At 42.6% G+C, this 17,049-nt stretch carries 15 protein-coding genes; 7 read left to right on the top strand and 8 right to left on the bottom strand.

Translation table 11 applies throughout. The features are described 5' to 3' along the window. Position 1 precedes the first annotated feature (1 nt). The 5 genes from MusilaSJ_RS09510 to MusilaSJ_RS09490 all read right to left on the bottom strand — a co-directional run bounded on the left by MusilaSJ_RS09510 (position 2) and on the right by MusilaSJ_RS09490 (position 3,756). Positions 2-1,054, bottom strand: coding sequence for an ATP-grasp domain-containing protein (locus MusilaSJ_RS09510; protein WP_274989742.1), 1,053 nt, complete (start codon positions 1,052-1,054; stop codon positions 2-4). 5 nt (positions 1,055-1,059) lie between these two features. Next, entirely contained in the window at positions 1,060-1,302 is a 243-nt protein-coding gene (locus MusilaSJ_RS09505) for a PqqD family protein (RefSeq protein ID WP_274989741.1), read from the bottom strand. A 73-nt stretch (positions 1,303-1,375) separates the two neighbouring features. Next, positions 1,376-1,753: a response regulator gene (locus tag MusilaSJ_RS09500; RefSeq protein ID WP_274989740.1), complete on the bottom strand. Its 378-nt coding sequence runs from the start codon at positions 1,751-1,753 to the stop codon at positions 1,376-1,378. A 103-nt stretch (positions 1,754-1,856) separates the two neighbouring features. Next, positions 1,857-2,552 carry a LytR/AlgR family response regulator transcription factor gene (locus tag MusilaSJ_RS09495; protein ID WP_274989739.1) on the bottom strand — a complete coding sequence of 232 codons (696 nt, stop codon included), beginning with the start codon at positions 2,550-2,552 and terminating at the stop codon, positions 1,857-1,859. Between the two features lie 10 nt (positions 2,553-2,562). After that, the gene (locus MusilaSJ_RS09490) at positions 2,563-3,756 is read right to left on the bottom strand and encodes a sensor histidine kinase (protein ID WP_274989738.1); all 1,194 of its coding nucleotides are present in this window, start codon (positions 3,754-3,756) and stop codon (positions 2,563-2,565) included. 583 nt (positions 3,757-4,339) lie between these two features. On the opposite strand from MusilaSJ_RS09490, the gene MusilaSJ_RS09485 reads away from it, so the two are divergent. Next, on the top strand, positions 4,340-5,005 hold the full coding sequence (locus MusilaSJ_RS09485; protein WP_274989737.1) for a Type 1 glutamine amidotransferase-like domain-containing protein: 666 nt from the start codon (positions 4,340-4,342) through the stop codon (positions 5,003-5,005). Between the two features lie 27 nt (positions 5,006-5,032). Here the strand turns inward: MusilaSJ_RS09485 and MusilaSJ_RS09480 are convergent, their stop codons facing one another. Together MusilaSJ_RS09480 and MusilaSJ_RS09475 are read right to left on the bottom strand one after the other, a co-directional pair. Continuing rightward, entirely contained in the window at positions 5,033-5,647 is a 615-nt protein-coding gene (locus MusilaSJ_RS09480; RefSeq protein ID WP_274989736.1) for a hypothetical protein, read from the bottom strand. A 44-nt stretch (positions 5,648-5,691) separates the two neighbouring features. After that, positions 5,692-6,411, bottom strand: coding sequence for a 2OG-Fe(II) oxygenase (locus MusilaSJ_RS09475; protein WP_274989735.1), 720 nt, complete (start codon positions 6,409-6,411; stop codon positions 5,692-5,694). Between the two features lie 115 nt (positions 6,412-6,526). Between MusilaSJ_RS09475 and MusilaSJ_RS09470 the strand changes: the two genes are divergently transcribed. The 6 genes from MusilaSJ_RS09470 (at position 6,527) to smc (ending at position 15,280) form a co-directional block, all read left to right on the top strand. Then, positions 6,527-6,880: a DUF488 domain-containing protein gene (locus MusilaSJ_RS09470; RefSeq protein ID WP_274989734.1), complete on the top strand. Its 354-nt coding sequence runs from the start codon at positions 6,527-6,529 to the stop codon at positions 6,878-6,880. 98 nt (positions 6,881-6,978) lie between these two features. Continuing rightward, the gene (locus MusilaSJ_RS09465) at positions 6,979-7,830 is read left to right on the top strand and encodes a methylated-DNA--[protein]-cysteine S-methyltransferase (RefSeq protein WP_274989733.1); all 852 of its coding nucleotides are present in this window, start codon (positions 6,979-6,981) and stop codon (positions 7,828-7,830) included. 277 nt (positions 7,831-8,107) lie between these two features. Next, positions 8,108-9,079 carry an aspartyl protease family protein gene (locus MusilaSJ_RS09460; protein ID WP_274989732.1) on the top strand — a complete coding sequence of 324 codons (972 nt, stop codon included), beginning with the start codon at positions 8,108-8,110 and terminating at the stop codon, positions 9,077-9,079. A 1-nt stretch (position 9,080) separates the two neighbouring features. Next, positions 9,081-10,514: an early set domain-containing protein gene (locus MusilaSJ_RS09455; protein WP_274989731.1), complete on the top strand. Its 1,434-nt coding sequence runs from the start codon at positions 9,081-9,083 to the stop codon at positions 10,512-10,514. A gap of 213 nt (positions 10,515-10,727) precedes the next feature. Beyond that, on the top strand, positions 10,728-11,513 hold the full coding sequence (locus MusilaSJ_RS09450) for a PhzF family protein (protein ID WP_274989730.1): 786 nt from the start codon (positions 10,728-10,730) through the stop codon (positions 11,511-11,513). A gap of 224 nt (positions 11,514-11,737) precedes the next feature. Further along, a complete protein-coding gene (smc, locus tag MusilaSJ_RS09445; protein ID WP_274989729.1) occupies positions 11,738-15,280 on the top strand; it encodes a chromosome segregation protein SMC in 3,543 nt (1,180 codons plus the stop codon). Positions 15,281-15,490: 210 nt separating this feature from the next. Here the strand turns inward: smc and MusilaSJ_RS09440 are convergent, their stop codons facing one another. Next, positions 15,491-17,017 (bottom strand): S41 family peptidase, encoded by a 1,527-nt coding sequence (locus tag MusilaSJ_RS09440; protein ID WP_274989728.1) that lies wholly within the window; start codon positions 17,015-17,017, stop codon positions 15,491-15,493. Positions 17,018-17,049 lie beyond the last annotated feature (32 nt).

Here is a 17,049-nt window from a genome sequence, read left to right as displayed (position 1 = left end):
ATTATAATTCGCCAAACGCCGAGATCTGCTGAAAATCGGCGATATCAGCGATATGGTCCCACGAATACCGGACAAATAACTTACCGGCTTGGTAATCGACATAGGGTTCAATAACTTCGCCCAATGCCATTTTAGTTAATGCCGCAGGCTGGTTTTGGCCGGCGGCAGCAGTTAAATAAACCCATGCCGGAAACCGGGGGTTAATTTCCAATATGTATAAATGCCCTTCGGCATTGCTCATGACCTCCATTTCGTAACCGCCTTTCCAGTTGCTTGCGTGGGCAAAATTATCAGCCAGTTGAGTAAGCTTGTTATCTTTAATGGTAACACCCGCCCAGGCTTTCCCTTTATCGGTAATATAAAGCTTGCGCATAGCCACCAAACTGACGTTGCTGCCATTGCCATCACCCAGGGCTGAGATGTTGATTTCGTTGCCCTTGATGTATTGCTGCGCTATTACCGGTACGCCCCAGGCTGCATGCAATTGATGAAAGGCTTTCAATGCCTGATCTATCGTGTATACAACATAAGCATCATAAAACTTACCTTTTATAACCATAGGAAAATTGAACTCATCAGCCGCTTTTTTGATATCGTCGATAGTGTAAAGCTTATGATCGGCGGGCACATAAAAGCCATTTTTTGTACCGAAATTTTTTAGGTTCACCTTATCTCTTAACGCCAGTTGCTGGTGTGTTGGGAGATAAGTTGCTATGCCCATTTGCTGCAATTGTGGCGCTATCTTTATAAAATTGAACAGCTCTGAATCAAAGTTGGGGATAATGAGATCAAGCTTTTCCTGCCCGTTAATATATGCCAAACGTTCAACAAGGGCTGCTGTACCTTCGGTTGGATAGGGGACCTGGTAAGTTTTATTTACCCAGTCCCGCAGATAAATCCCGGGCTCCAGCGATTCGTACGACAGGCCAATTATGCGCAAACCATCTCCAAAGCATTCTTTTAAAGAACGGATGACTGCCATCCCCGGGCCAGGGTTATCATTGGCATTGAGCCCGGTAACGGCAATACATAAATTATCGTACTTGTTTGCCATTGTCCTTAAATTTCGAGCAGGTTTGCTTCTTTTAGCTGCAGCATCCAATTATCCCAATCCCTGTTAAGCTGGCTTTCGCTCACCTCATACCTGCTCAGAATATCCTGCTTGATATCATCTTCATTTTTGCCGCTTTTCATAGCCTCAAGCAGTTGTGCCGCCATACTGTTGCCGGAAAATGAATCGCCGGTGGCAGGGTTAAAAATAAACCCGTTTTCGCTGGTAGCTATGTTGCTTTTGAGTTTCATTTTATAAAGTACAAGTTTGTTTAATTAATAAAAGCTAAACTTAGCAGGTTTATATGAGTTTGCAAAACCAGCTTCAGGATGCCATCAGGTATTCTATCCTCGATGCAAGCACTTCCATATCCATCGGTTTTACAAACAAGGCATCGCATTTATAGGAGTCGGCCTGTGCTTTTTTTGTTTTAAAAGCGGTTACAATAATGATAGGTACATTGCATAGTTGCTTATCATCCTTAAAGTCCCGGCAAACCAGTTCACAATCGTTATCTACCAACAAATAATCCAAAATGATCAAATCCGGATTAATCACCTTGGCCTTGTCATATATGGCATTGGGGTCATAAGTTAAATGCACATTAAAATCGCCATAGTACATAATGTCATCAATTACCGATAACATCCGGCTGTTTTTATCAAGTACTAAGATGGTTTTTTTATCGCCTGCTGTTTTCATGGCTTTAAGGATTAGTGTCAATTTTAATAATATAAAGTTGGGGCTATTTAAGGGGCTATAAAATAATGTGTCGTTCAACGCCTTTAATGTGCCGATGAATTGATTATTTGTGCCAGTCTTTGATAAAATCGGTATAGTTTGTACCTACAGGAAGCTCTACATCGGTTAGTTTTACCTTGCGGTTGTGGATAGACCTGATCTGATCACGCGCTACCACGAAGCTGCGATGAATGCGGATAAACTTTGAAGCAGGCAGTTTTTCAATAGCAGTTTTCAAGGGCATAAGTGTAAGCACGGGTTTGGATGCCCCCAGTATATGGATCTTGATGTAATCCTGCATGCTTTCAATATATTCAATGTCTTTAATATTGATCTTGATCAGCCTGTATTCTGAATGCACATACAGGAAATCGCTTTCATTTGGGGTATCGGTATGTTTGTACTGGTAATAACCAATTGCTTTTTGAACCGCCGTGCCAAAGCGCAGGTTATTGATTGGTTTCAGCAGGTAATCAACCGCTTCCAATTCGTAACCTTCATATGCGTAATTTTTGTAGGCAGTGGTAAAAATGATCATTGGTTTATCGGCCAATGATTTTACCAGGTCGATACCGGTAATATCAGGCATGTTAATATCTATGAACAGCACATCTACCTTGTTCAGTTTCAGGTATTCCCCACCCGATATAGCATCCTCAAAAGTATTAACCAATGTTAGCGCGGGATATTCGGCTACATATTTTTCAATTATTTGAAGGGCCAGCGGCTCATCATCAATAGCTACACATTTTAATTGCATAATAAATAGTTTAAGCGTTAATCTCCAGTTCAACAATGAAATTGCCATCGGCCACGCTAATGTCAAGCCGGTGTTTGTTAGGATAAATATGTTGCAGGCGCTGGCGGTTATTGGCAATGCCGATCCCTTTCCGCTCGGAGGCAGGTCGTTTTTCGAAAATGGTATTTTTGCAGATGAACAGCATTTGGTTGCCGTTTACCCTTAAACAGATATTGATAACTGATGGCTGATGTTTACTTACGCCGTATTTAAATACGTTTTCAATAAAGGTCATCAGTATCAGGGGCGGAATTTTTTGGTTGTCAATCTCGCCCGAAACTTCAAAATCAAGCTTTGTTTTTTTGCCGAGGCGCAGGCGTTGCAGATCAATATAATCATTGATACAATCAATTTCATTTTGCAGTAAAACAAAATCCTCCGTTACCTCATCGGTTACATAGCGCATGATGTTAGAGAGTTTCATGATACTTTCGGAAGTATGCTCACTATTGGTAACCGATAAGGCATAAATATTATTCAGCGTATTGAATAAAAAATGAGGATTGATCTGGGCTTTAAGGAAAGAAAGTTCGGCATGGGCTTTTTCAGCTTCGGCACGGGTGACCATCTGTTCGGTAAGCTGCCATTTTTGAACCGTAGCAATGGCAACGCTCAGCCCCATCACAATGATGAAAATAAACAAACCTACCATATCAATATTACCGGATTGATGAATAAAAATAATTCGGTTGGTGGGTTTAAGGCTGGGGTCCTGCATCCGCAGATCCTCGTGCGGCAACGGGCCAAAAGGCATATTTTGCCGATTAGGTGCTGAGCTGTCAATTCCCGTTGGCGTAATTTGCGGCCCTATAGGCTGCGGATTTGGGGCTGTTGTTGCTACAGGTTTATTCTCTTTAATGAGGTTGTGAAGAAGCAGGTTATCAAAAGGCTGCAAAAAGTAAACGCAGCCTGAAAGTAATAGCACAATAAGCCCATACCAGACATATCTTTTACGGAACACGAACTTTGGCACCAGGTACCAGGCGTTCAGGTAAAACATAGATATATAGGTGAGACAAAACAGCCAGTAGTAAGGCGAAAACAGGACGGTATAGGTGCCGGCGCTACTTTGTTGTGTGCGGTTCATGAATAATAGCGGGAACCCTAAAAACACAAGCCAGCCTGCAGCATGAATGAAAAAAGTGGTTGCTTTTGAGCGGATCATTTTATTTTAAGATTCTTTTATTCATCAATACCGGAGCTACTGGTTGGCACAATATTTTAGCATCTAATTTAAAAAAAGCACCTGTACATTGCACAGGTGCTTCATCTTATACGAAAAAAACTATAATTCAGTGTCCCTGCTTCTGAATTATAAATCAAAGGTGAAGATGAGCGGGAGTTTTAGCAATCATGTGTCGGTGAACCGGGAAATTGTATAGATGAACGGGAGGCTGTCGTATCATCTTGTAGATTAACAATAGTCTTTAGTCTAAAGCCATAAGTTCTAAATAGGAAAAAACGACTTTTACTTAAGAGTTAGTATTGTTGACTTAGAAGAAGGGGGATTTGAAAAAGCCAATACAGGTGAAATAAAAAAGCTTCCTTGCACTCGCTGCTTGGAAGCTTTAACCTAAACCTTATCACTGATCAAATTATTATTTGATGATGTAAAGGTAATTGTGAGGCTTTAATATGAAATTTTGTACCGACGAACGGGTTAATTGAATGGATGGAGGGAAAGTTTTGGATATTTTATGAATTTAATTTCAGCGTTTTGATTAACATTGATGATAATCCAACAAATTATGAAGCTACTTCTTACATCTGCCGGAATCAGTAATATGAGTATTCAAAATACTTTAGTAGAGCTGTTAGGCAAACCGGTTGCCGAAGCGAACGCCCTTTTTATTCCTACCGCGATATACGCCATACCTAACGGTGGTGAGATAGTACGAAAGGTTATTTGCGGATCGTTAGGCGATCCCTTTTGCCAATTAGGTTGGAAGTCGCTGGGCTTATTGGAACTTACCGCCTTACCCAGTATCAAAAAAGAGTTATGGGTTGATATGCTCCGGGAAACCGATGTTTTACTGGTAGGTGGCGGCGACTGCCAGTACCTGACCTATTGGATGCAGCAATCCGGGCTGGCGGATCTGCTGCCCTCGCTTTTACAAAAGATGGTATATATTGGTTTGAGTGCCGGTAGTATGATCATGACGCGCTTTGGTACTACCTATGGCAACCATATGCTGCCGGTTGATAGTGATAAGTCGTTAAGTTTTGTTGACTTTGCTATCCACCCGCATTTGGATCACGAGTCGTTTCCAAAGAATTCACTGGCCAATATTGAGAAACTGGCTGTTTCCATACCTGTACCATCATACGCTATTGACGATCAAACCGCAATTAAAGTGATTGACGGAGCCGTCGAAGTTATTTCTGAGGGGCATTGGAAATTATTTACTCCCTGAGATTATGGCAGGCTGCTAAAAAATATTTTAATAAATCCCTGTTTGAGGCACATACCCCGCACTGAACATGTTCACAACTGACCGGGGAGTTAGTACTGTGATTGTATCAACATCCGGGAGCCTGACTCCTTTTTCGTATCCGCCAGAGTTCCATAAATACAACAGGTTATCTTTGAGTAAATGTGATTTGCCATCGTAGTTTACAAATGTGCCGTTAGGCAGGGCTTTTAGTTTTTCTTCATAGGTAACTTTTGACTTATCAGCTGTAATACGCTCTGCCTGCAAAATATCATCTATTTTGGCTACCGGTGTTTTCATGTCAAAACCGTATTGAGGGTTACCTTTTAGCCAAAACTCTTTAAATCGCTGATGATCCATATACCTGCATTGAAAACAAGGCCGGTGCCCTGCTGAAAAGGCCGTGGCTTCATCAAGGAAGAAGAGTTCAGTCCAGCGGTCGGGCTGCATAATTTCGCGATGCCGGCCCCTGAACTCCAAAACGCAGGTTATCCAGGCTTTAATTTTAAAAGCGCGTACAATTTCCTTGTCCTCATTATGGATTACGCCCCGGTTACCAAGCCAGGCACCCCGCGCTGTTGTTTTAATAAGTTGTCCAAATGGATTTACGCGGTTCTGCAACATGTTATACGTTGTTCAATGGTCAGGATCAAAGTCACATCATCTGTTTAAGACAGCGCGTCATGAAATATAATGCCCAGGCTATGGCGCTTACCGCTGTGAACCGGGCTTACACCATGTTTCATATTTACCCTGTAATAACCTTTACTTCCCTTTACCGGCCTAAAGTTAGTGGTAAATAAAACCATATCACCCATGCCGGGAGTAAGTACATTAACTTTTGATTGCGCCCGCGGAATTTGCTCAGTAATTACAAATTCGCCGCCGGTATAGTCTCTGTTGTGCTGATCGAGCATGAAAACCATTTGGATGGGAAAATATACTTCGCCGTAAAGGTCCTGGTGCAGGGTGTTAAATCCGCCTTCTGTGTATTGCAATATCAGGGCTGTGGGTTTGGTTTGCCCGGCTTCATGGCTTAACTGTTTCATTTCTTCATGGGTGCCGGGGAATTGTTTGTCAAAACCAAGTTCATTCATCCATTTATTGGCCACAGGTACGATGTACGGATAAACGCTCTCCCTTAAATCGGTTATAATTGCAGGAAGCGGGTAATTATAATATTTGTATTCGCCATATCCAAATCTGTAGCGCTCCATGTTGACGGTTTTGCGGTAAGCATCTGCGTCATAATCGCTGATTAATGTATCGCAGTAGCGTTCACGTAAAACCTGTTTAACAATTGCAAAACCCTTGTCATGTAATGTTTTATTAATTTGATCCCAATCAAGATTTTTGATACGATCTTTAAGTGTTTGTTCTGGTGTCATTTTTGTTATTTTGAATAATATCAAAACTATCGTTAGTAAGATTGGTGGGCAATCCGATTCTTGCGGAATTTATACTTTCGGTTCCATCGAAGAAAAAATATTAAAATACATTATCATGAAGATTAAACTTAAACGGGTTTATGAACCATATACCGAGGCAGATGGCGTTAGGGTTTTGGTGGACCGCCTTTGGCCGCGGGGGATAAAAAAGGAAGACCAACGAATTGACAAGTGGTTTAAAGATGTAGCTCCATCTAACGAACTAAGAAAATGGTACAACCATGATCCTGAAAAATTTGAAGCCTTTAACCAAAAATACCGCGCCGAAATTGAGGGTGCAAAGGCTTTGGATGAATTGGTAGATTATATCAGGCAGCATAAAACAGTGACGCTGGTGTTTTCTTCAAAAGAGCCGAAATTAAATAATGCGGTAGTTTTAAGCAAGATAATCGAAGAGCATATCGCCTGAAAACTCCGCAAGAATCGGATTGTTGAGCATAGACGAGGCCGGTACCTTTGTGTTGTAAATACAAAAAACACAATTTAATTTATTTAAAAAAAGGCTTTATGAAAACTCAACAAGAGATAGATTATACCCGCATAGCCGACGCGATTGGCTTTTTCAGGGAGAATTTTAAGGCACAGCCTAAACTGGACGAAGTTGCGGAACATGTTAATTTAAGTCCCTTTCATTTTCAACGGATGTTTAAGGATTGGGCAGGGGTAACCCCAAAACAATTCCTGCAGTATTTGAGTGTGGAGCATGCCAAGGAAATATTGAAACATGAAGACGCGAATGTTTTTAATACCGCGCTGCAAACAGGTCTTTCGGGAGGTGGCCGGCTGCATGACCTTTTTATTAAGGTAGAAGGTATGACCCCCGGCGAATACCGTAACGGTGGAGCCATGCTGCATATCAACTATTCGTTTGCAGATACACCTTTTGGTAAGGTGATTGTAGCATCCACTGCTAAAGGGATTTGCCATATGGCTTTTGTTGATGAGGGCGAAGAGAAAGCATTGGAGCAACTGAAGATAAGTTTTCCTAATGCGGTATTCAACCAGTTAGTCGACAGGATCCAGCAGAACGCCCTTTTTATTTTTACGCAGGATTGGAGCCGTTTGGACGAGATCAAGCTGCATCTAAAAGGAACCGATTTCCAGATCAAAGTATGGGAAACATTATTAAAAGTACCTCCCGGCGGATTGACCACTTATTCCTCACTTGCCAAAAAAGCAGGCAGCGAAAATGCTTACCGCGCAGTCGGCACCGCAGTGGGTAGTAACCCCGTAGCGTTCCTGATCCCATGTCACCGGGTAATCAAATCAACTGGCGAAATCGGCCAGTATCATTGGGGCAGTACCCGTAAAAACGCAATAATAGGCTGGGAAGCAGCGCTGAAGGAGCGGGTTGAATAAGGTTTGTGAGCATGGGGAATATGCAATTCCCCTCAAGCGTCCACGCTCACATAGCAACGCTAAAGTGAGCGTGGACGTAAACATGGAATGAGTATTTCCCCGTTCTATATATCGCAGGAACAACACATTAGTATGGAGCAACGTACCGGGCTCATTGCCATATAACGTAAAATAGGGGATCGTTCCGAAACAAGTAGCGTATTCTGAAACTAAATAATGTTTCTACTGTAACTACATCAGTTTAGCCATTGTCTATTAGGTATCAGTATTTAACGCGATGCCTAAGGTTTATTTTCTGTTGATCATGTTGCTTTTTACCTGCAGTTTCAATGCGGCAGGTAGCGAACACGTGACCATCAATGGCATCACCTTTAAAAATGCAAAACCTGATCCATCGCCCACCGGTGATTTTAAAACTTTAGTCGTTCCAATAAAAAGGGCCGGGAACCTGATCCTTATTGAAGCTCAGGTTGATACCCTTGAAGGCAATTTTGTGCTGGATACCGGCGCACCGTACCTGGTTTTAAACGAAACTTATTTCAGGTATCTGCCACACGTAGCCGAACAGGAATCGGCGGGCATTAACGGGTACGCTAACAGCTCATTTATAACTTATATCCGTAATTTTAACATCCTTGAATTGCATTATCCAAAGCTCCGGGCCGATGTTACCGATCTCTCATCTATAGAAAACGGTAAGCGGATCAAAATATTGGGATTGCTGGGTACCGGGCTGTTTTCCGATTTCGCGATCACTGTTGATCTTTTCAGAAATACACTATACATCCAAAAGCTTGATGAGAATGGTAACATCCCCGAAGCCGAAAAGGTATTTCACGATCGTTTTATGGTAAGTTCTTTCCGTATGCTCAATGATGTTATTTTACTGAAGGGTACTGTTAACGACAATGCGCTTTGGTTTGCTTTTGACAGCGCCGCCGAAACCAGTTTGCTCGACTACCGGCGTTCAAAAAAACTGATTCCTGATATGGAGGTTATCAGCCGCTCAAAAATTACGGGTATCGGCGGTACCTCTATCGATGTGATCTATACGCGCTTTGATAATTTGGTTGTCGGCGACCGAAAGTACATTAAAAACCGTATTTTAATAACCAATCTCGAAAAAATGGGGAATGCTTATGGCTATAAAATTGATGGTGTTTTAGGATATGACTTCTTTGTGCGCGGCATATTCACCATCAACTTTGTTAAAAAAGAATTTGAAATGTACATTTACAGTAACCAGTAATATGAAAAGGCGCGGGCGTATAGTTATTGTTTTTTTTGCGATGGTTTGCATGGCCATACATGCAACAGCGCAAAAACGCAATAAACTGATCATGGGCAAGGATAATCTCGTCCTGCTTATTGATATGCGCTCATCCAAAACAGAATTGGATAGCTTGCTCAAAAAAGCCGGGTTAAAAGATGCAAATGCGGCTGCTGTTTTAAAAGGCGATTTTACCGTCCTGAAAAAAGACGGCTGGACAATGGCCGAAAAACGGGGAAATGTAATAGAGTTCGACAGGCCGCTTGAGAGCCTTAACCTGAATCCGCAAGCCACACCGTACCTGATAACTACTAAAATAGATAACGATGATAACGAGTCGCCGGGGTATCCGGCTGATGTTAGCTTCGGTATCAATTACTTTGCTAAAGTTACCGTTCATGAATTGCCATCTGGTTTAACCCGTTTCTTTTTGCCCGGCTATGCCCAAAATAAAAGAGTGTTGTTATCAGGCAACTTCAATAATTGGAGCACCCTTAAAGGTATCATGGCCAAAACCGACAGCGGCTGGATTGCCGACATAAAACTGAAACCCGGCAAGTATGAATATAAGTTTATTGTAGATGGCCATTGGATCAGTGACCGTTATAACAACCTGGTGAGCGATCATGATGATAATTCGATATACTTTCGTTATAACTATACTTTTAAGCTGAACGGATACACCAATGCCCGTAAAATAACACTGGTGGCGAGCTTTAATGATTGGGACGCTAACAATATCGTCCTCGAGAAAAATCCCAAAGGCTGGCAAAAACAGCTTTACTTGCACGAAGGCACACAGGCATATCGTTTCCTGGTTGATGGCAAATGGATCACCGACCCGGCTAATCCTAATAAAATACAGAGCGCTGATGGATATACCAACTCAGTACTGAACCTTGGCGAAACGGTTGTGTTTAAGCTTGATGGTTATACCAGCGCAAAGAAAGTGTACGTAGGCGGAAGCTTCAATAATTGGGAACATGGCCTGATCCCGCTTACCAAAACCAAAACGGGCTGGGCATCGTCCTTAATTATTCCGCCGGGCAATTATGGCTATAAGTTTGTTGTGGATGATAACTGGATCACCGACCCCAAAAACCCTCGTAATATGATGGAGGGTGGCGTTGTTAATTCATATATTTCGGTGAAACCCAATTATACGTTTAAGCTAAGCGGCTTCAGTAATGCTAAAAAAGTGCATTTAGCAGGCAGTTTTAACAACTTTGATGATTTTGGTTACACACTTGCTTTTAACGGTAAAGAGTGGACTGTAAGTGTTTACCTGAAACCCGGCAAGCAACTGTACAAGTTTATTGTAGATGGTAAATGGATGATTGACCCGGGCAATAAACTTTACGAACCTAACCAATATAATTCGGGTAATTCCGTTTTATGGATCGAACAATTATAGAAGCAGGATTGCAAGAACCAAGAGGTAAGAATCAAGACTATGAGAGTCAAGATGAAAGAATAAAGAAGCAGGAAAAGCAATTACGGGCTCTGAATAATAAAAACCTTGACTCTTATAGTCTCGCATCTTAATTCTTTTCTCTTGTATCTTGTTTCTCATATTCTTGCATCTTGACACTCTCCTTACTATATTAGCTAAAATACAATATTTTTTATGACCATCCCCATATACCAGGCCGACGCGTTTACCGATAAGCTTTTTGGCGGTAACCCGGCGGCTATTTGCCCGCTTAATGAATGGCTGCCTGATGTTACTATGCAAATGATAGCCATCGAAAATAACCTTGCAGAAACTGCTTTTTTTGTAAAAAGTCGGGAGGGCTATATGCTTCGCTGGTTTACGCCCGAGTATGAGATAGATCTTTGCGGGCATGCTACCCTGGCATCGGCTCATATTCTTTTTTCGGAGCTGGGATATGAGAGAGATGTAATCCATTTTGAAACAGTAAAAGCCGGAACGCTAACCGTAAAGCGCGATGGCGATAAATATACCATGGATTTTCCGTCGCGCCCGCCAATTCCCATTGAGGCGCCGAACGGATTAGCCGAAGCGCTTGGCGAAAAACAGCCTGTAGCTTTTTTACGCTCACGCGATTACTTCATTGTTTATGAAACCGAGCAGGATATCAGAGAACTTACGCCCGATTTCTTTGCCATGTCAAAAATGGATACGGTAGGGATCATAGCTACCGCACCCGGCGAAAACTCTGATTTTGTTTCCCGCTTTTTTGCCCCCGGCGCAGGCATCCCCGAAGATCCGGTTACCGGCTCGGCACATTGTAACCTGATCCCGTATTGGGCTAAACGCTTGGGTAAGGATACGCTTCACGCCTACCAGCTTTCGGCCCGCCGCGGTGAGCTTTGGTGCGAGCTTAAAGGTGACAGGGTATTGATGAGCGGTAAAGCGGTTACTTATTTGAAAGGGGAGATAAGGGTTTGATTCCTTCTTCATGTTATTGCAGGGAGGAACGACGAAGTAATCGCGCAGAGGCATAGCCGCCCTGTAAAGCAAGCGATTGCCGCGCTGCGCTCGCAATGATTAACTACATTATCCTTTCACCTTTAGCCTTTTTCCTTTCGCCTCAAATCAAAATATACTTTCAAAACTCAATTTTTTATGATTACTTTGGAGGTTTGGACTTTGCAAGGTACTTAATAAATTAAATGCAGCTTACCCGTTTAGAAATCAAGGGCTTCAAGAGTTTTGGCGATAAAATAACCATCAATTTTAATGAGGGTGTTACCGCTATTGTGGGGCCTAACGGTTGTGGTAAGTCGAACGTTGTTGATTCTATCCGTTGGGTTTTGGGTGAGCAAAGCACCCGGATGCTCCGTTCGGAGAAAATGGATAACGTTATTTTTAACGGTACCAAAAGCCGTAAATCAGCTAACCTTGCCGAAGTTTCTCTCACTTTTGATAATACAAAAAACGTACTGCCAACCGATTATTCGCAGGTAACACTTACCCGTAAGCTTTACCGCACGGGCGAAAGCGAATACCGGCTTAACGATGTACAGTGCCGTTTAAAGGATATTACCGATCTTTTTTTGGATACGGGTATCGGCTCCGACTCCTATTCTATCATCGAGCTCCGGATGATCGATGAGATCATTACCAACAAGGAGGGCTCGCGCCGTAACCTGTTTGAGGAAGCATCGGGCATCTCTAAATACAAGCTTCGTAAAAAGCAAACTTTCAGTAAGCTGAAAGAGACAGAAGCCGATTTGGCCCGTGTTGATGACCTGTTGTTTGAGATTGAGAAAAACCTCAAATCGCTGGAGAACCAGGCGAAGAAAACTGAACGATACTATCGCCTCAAGGAGCAGTATAAAACATTGAGCATTATGCTGGCTTCATTCAGGATCGTGGCTTTCAGCGAATCATTGAAAAAGATAGAGGAGCAGGAGCTAAAGCATAAGGCCGAGAAGGGCGATATCGTAGCCCAGATTGATACTTTGGAAGCGACTTTACAGCAACAAAAGCTGGATAGCATCACCAAAGAAAAGAACCTTTCTGTTCAGCAAAAAACAACCAATGAGTTTGTTTCAAAGATTCGGGCTTACGAAAGCGAAAAGAAGATCAAGAATGAACAGTTGAAGTTTCAACAAGATAAGGAATCGCGTCTGACTGAAGAGTTAGAACGGGACAAAAACCAGCTGAACCACGTATTATACAACATTAAACGCTTAAACGAGGAAAAGGCCACCGAGGATGAAGCGCTGCAAACCATCCAAAGCAAACTTTCTGATTTAAAAGAAGCCGTTGATGAATTACGTGCACAACAAACCGAAGCACGTAATGAGCTCAACGAGCTTAATACTATCAATACCCGCCTGCAAAACCAGGCTTATAAGGCAGAAAAAGACCTGGATATATTACAAATTCAGCAGCAGGCTTTGGAGCAGGAAAGCCAGCGCAATATGGAAGATACCACCAATAAAGAGGTGGAGCTATCGCACTTTAACCAGGTGGTTGCCGAGCTGCAATACCGCAAGGAAACACTCGACGATGAATTTCAGCAGGCTGTTGAGTTTGAAAATAAATTAAAAGAACAAATTGCCGAAACCGATGTTGAGTTGAACTCGGTTAAGGATACCATTATAAAAGAGAGCCGTCGTCTTGATGCCAAGCAAAACGAATATAACCTTACCAAAAGTATGGTTGATAGCTTGGAGGGCTTCCCCGAGTCAATCAGGTTCCTGAAAAAGAACACTGACTGGGCCAAAAATGCTCCACTATTTAGTGATGTGCTTTTTTGCAAGGAGGAATACCGGGTAGCTATTGAAAACTACCTGGAGCCGCTCATGAACTACTACGTGGTTGAAAGTTACGATGACGCGGTAAAGGCTATCAACCTGCTCAGTAATTCGGCTAAGGGGCGTGCAAACTTTTTTGTGCTGAACAATTATGCTGATGAGGTAGCTGCGCAGGTTAATTTTGAAAGAACAGATGCCGTACCGGCCCTTGGCGTAATTGAGGTTGAAAAACGTTACCTGCCGCTTTGTAATTACCTGCTTAAAGGTGTTTACCTGGTTGATGACGATAAAGAAGGCCAGATCAATAGCGAAACTTTACCGCAGGGCGTTGTGTTAATCGGCAAGAGCGGTAAGTTCAATAAATCAAAACATACCATGGCCGGTGGGTCTGTGGGTTTGTTTGAAGGTAAAAGGATCGGGCGTGCTAAAAACCTGGAGAATTTGGCTAAAGAGATCCGGGGAATAGAGAACCAGGTGGGTTCATTTCGTACGAAGTCTGAAGAATTACAGAACAAGCTTGCAATTTTACGTTCGTCAACCAAGGCAGCTGAGATCAATGAACAGCAACAGATCCTGAACCGTTTAAATAACGAGTTGATCACTGTAAAAACCCGCCAGGAGCAATATCAAACTTTTATTGAAAACAGCCTTAACCGTAAAGAAGATATCGCCCGCAAAATTTCCGGGATAAAAGATGAAATGGCTGCCCTGCACCCGCAATTAGCCGAGCTGAAAACCCAGCGGCAGATCCAAAGTGATTTATTGGCCGATAAGCAGATGGCTTTTAACGAGTTGAACGAATACGTTTCCGTACAGTCAAACGCCTACAATCAGGAAAACATCCGTTTTCATCAGCAACAAAATAAGGTATCGGGTTTAATGAAAGACCTTGACTATCGTGATACCCAGCAGGAAAGCCTTGAAACACGTATCCGCCAAAATAGCAGCGAGCTTGAAAAAGTAAAAGTTGCCATACAGGAAAACCTGAAACTGGCCGATAACTCAGACGACAACCTGCTTGAAATGTATGAGCAGAAGGAAAGCCTCGAGAAAGCTACACAGCAAGCCGAACAAGAGTACTATCAATGGCGAGGCCTCATCACAGAAAATGAGAGCCAGGTAAGCTCATTGAGGCGCAAAAAAGAAAACAGCGAAGTTATTGAGAACGAGCTGCGCGACGAACGAAATAATTTAAAGATAGACCTGAACGCGCTGAAAGAGCGTCTTTCGGTTGAGTTTAATATAGATATTGAAGACCTGCCTGAAAGCGAAGCGCCGGAAGGTGAAAACGAACAGGAGCTGCGTGAAAAAGCTGAAAAGCTAAAAAAACAACTGGATGATTTTGGCGCCATAAACCCGATGGCGGTTGAAGCCTATAGCGAAATGAACGAACGTTATACCTTTATCCAGGCGCAAAAGAAAGACCTGAGCGAAGCCAAAGCATCATTGCTGGCTACCATACAGGAGATTGACGATACTGCGAAAGATAAGTTCATGACGGCGTTTATTATGGTGCGCGAAAACTTTATCAAAGTATTCCGCTCGCTGTTTAATGAAGAGGATTCATGCGATCTGATCCTGACCGATCCTGATCATCCGCTCGAATCGGATATCGATATCATCGCGAAGCCAAAAGGTAAACGACCACTATCCATCAACCAGCTATCGGGCGGAGAAAAAACACTCACGGCAACAGCTATCCTGTTTTCACTGTACCTGCTAAAACCGGCCCCGTTCTGTATTTTTGATGAGGTTGACGCGCCGCTTGATGATACCAATATTGATAAGTTCAATAACATTATCCGTACCTTCTCTAAAGACTCTCAATTCATCATTGTATCCCACAACAAACGAACTATTGCAAGTACAGATGTTATTTACGGCGTAACCATGGTTGAACAAGGGATATCCCGCGTGGTGCCTGTTGATTTAAGGGAACTGGCTGATTAGAGCTTAAAGCCTAAGGCGGAAAGCTAAAAGCTCGTGCCGTTGTTGGTGTTGTCACCAACGACTTGGTATACCCGTATAATTTTATTAACCACTAAAGCCGGTACGCATAGCATAAAGTTGTTGGTGACAACACCAACAACGGCAAGCTTTAGCATAATAAAAAAGGCGAAAAGCTTTTCAGCCCTTCGCCTTTAAATGATACGGAAAATTTTAGTTCTTCTTTTTAAACACCGATGGCGTTTTAAGCATTAGGCCTTTAACCTTACTGGGGTTAAACCTGTGTTCCATCTCGCGTTTTTGATCTGCCGAAAGTACATTTTTTGATGAACTGGCCAGGCTCTGTGTCTGTACCGAACGGGTTATATACTTACCGGTCGAAATATAACTTAAAGCCTGTGCTAACAATCCTTCTGTAGGGTCGCCGAAATCCTTGGTCAGGTCGTCGGTAGCGCTAATCCCTTTATAAGGATCCTTTCCCGGTGTCATTCCAGTATAGTAGTCGCCATTGTTTGCCGAGTTTTTGGTAGAGAACATAGGCATGTACAGTTGATATTTGTTGATATCAATGCCATAAAAGCCAACCGGTTTACCGTAAGTAGTTGAGCCTATGAGCTGAACTTCCAGTTCGGGGATAAGGTTATTAATGGTTAATTCACTTGCCGAGGCTGTGCCACTACCAACTATAAAGAATATACGGCTTAAATTAAGTGAGCCCTGTTTTTGAAAATTAACAGTTTGGTTGCTCACCGAGAAAAAGCCTTTAGGGATTTCGTAAAGATTTTTAAACAAGGTATAGTTATCATTAGTGAGCTTATCATTAAAATAAGCAGTATACATTTTAGTGCCGTTTTTTGCCGAAGGCACCAAAAGGTTATCAAAATATTCGGCAGTTTCCACCGATCCTCCGCCGTTATATCTTAAATCAATGATGAGGTCAGAAATACCGGTGAAGCTGTTTAAGGCCTCCAATATTTTAGGTTTGGCATTGGCCAGATCTGTGAAAGAATTGAAGACCATATAACCTGCGGTTTTACCCGAACCCACGTCTAATGTTTTATAAGTGATAACCGGGTTTATCGTATAATTAGCCGTATTCAGCGTTACATCAATCGTGGTATTATCGGGTTTGGTTAGCGTCATGGTTATCGTTTTGCTATAAGCATAGGCTTGTATTACAAACTGGGTAGTTGTACCGCCATCATCATAAGCAAGGTCGGTACGACCATTGATCTTAGTGATCTGGTAGCCGCGTTTAATACCTTTCTGGTCAGCAGGTGAGCCGGGGTATACATATTTGATCCGCAGATCAGTACGGGTAGGATAGAACACAGAAAAGCCGAAGTCGCCGCCATTACCGCTCAATTCGTTCGATACCGATCCGTCATCAATAAACGAATATTTAGCCGTGCCGGTATTATCATAATATTCGTACGGTTGAGAGCTTGCCGGATTTATGGCATATTGTGATAAATGGTCAACCTCGCTGCTTAACCCGGTAATGGTGTCGGCACTGACATAGTTACGGGGCTGAAAGTTTTTATAGGTTGGTAGCTGGTTGTACCACAGATAAGTTTCCTGCGGATATAAAAAAACAGAATCTCTTATGCGGTCGAGTGCGGTGCCGGTGCTTGATGGTCCCGAGGTGTCACCATCGCCATTATCCAGCGGTTTGTTTTTTTTGCAGGCCGATAATGAAGCAATGGAGATAAGGATTAAAAAGTAAAATATTTTTCTCATCAGTTTGAGTTTAAGTATTTAAACGCCTTGTT

Source organism: Mucilaginibacter sp. SJ, from assembly GCF_028993635.1.
GTDB lineage: Bacteria > Bacteroidota > Bacteroidia > Sphingobacteriales > Sphingobacteriaceae > Mucilaginibacter.
The sequence above is the reverse complement of the archived record's forward strand: the minus strand, read 5'-3'. Positions and strand labels throughout refer to the sequence as shown.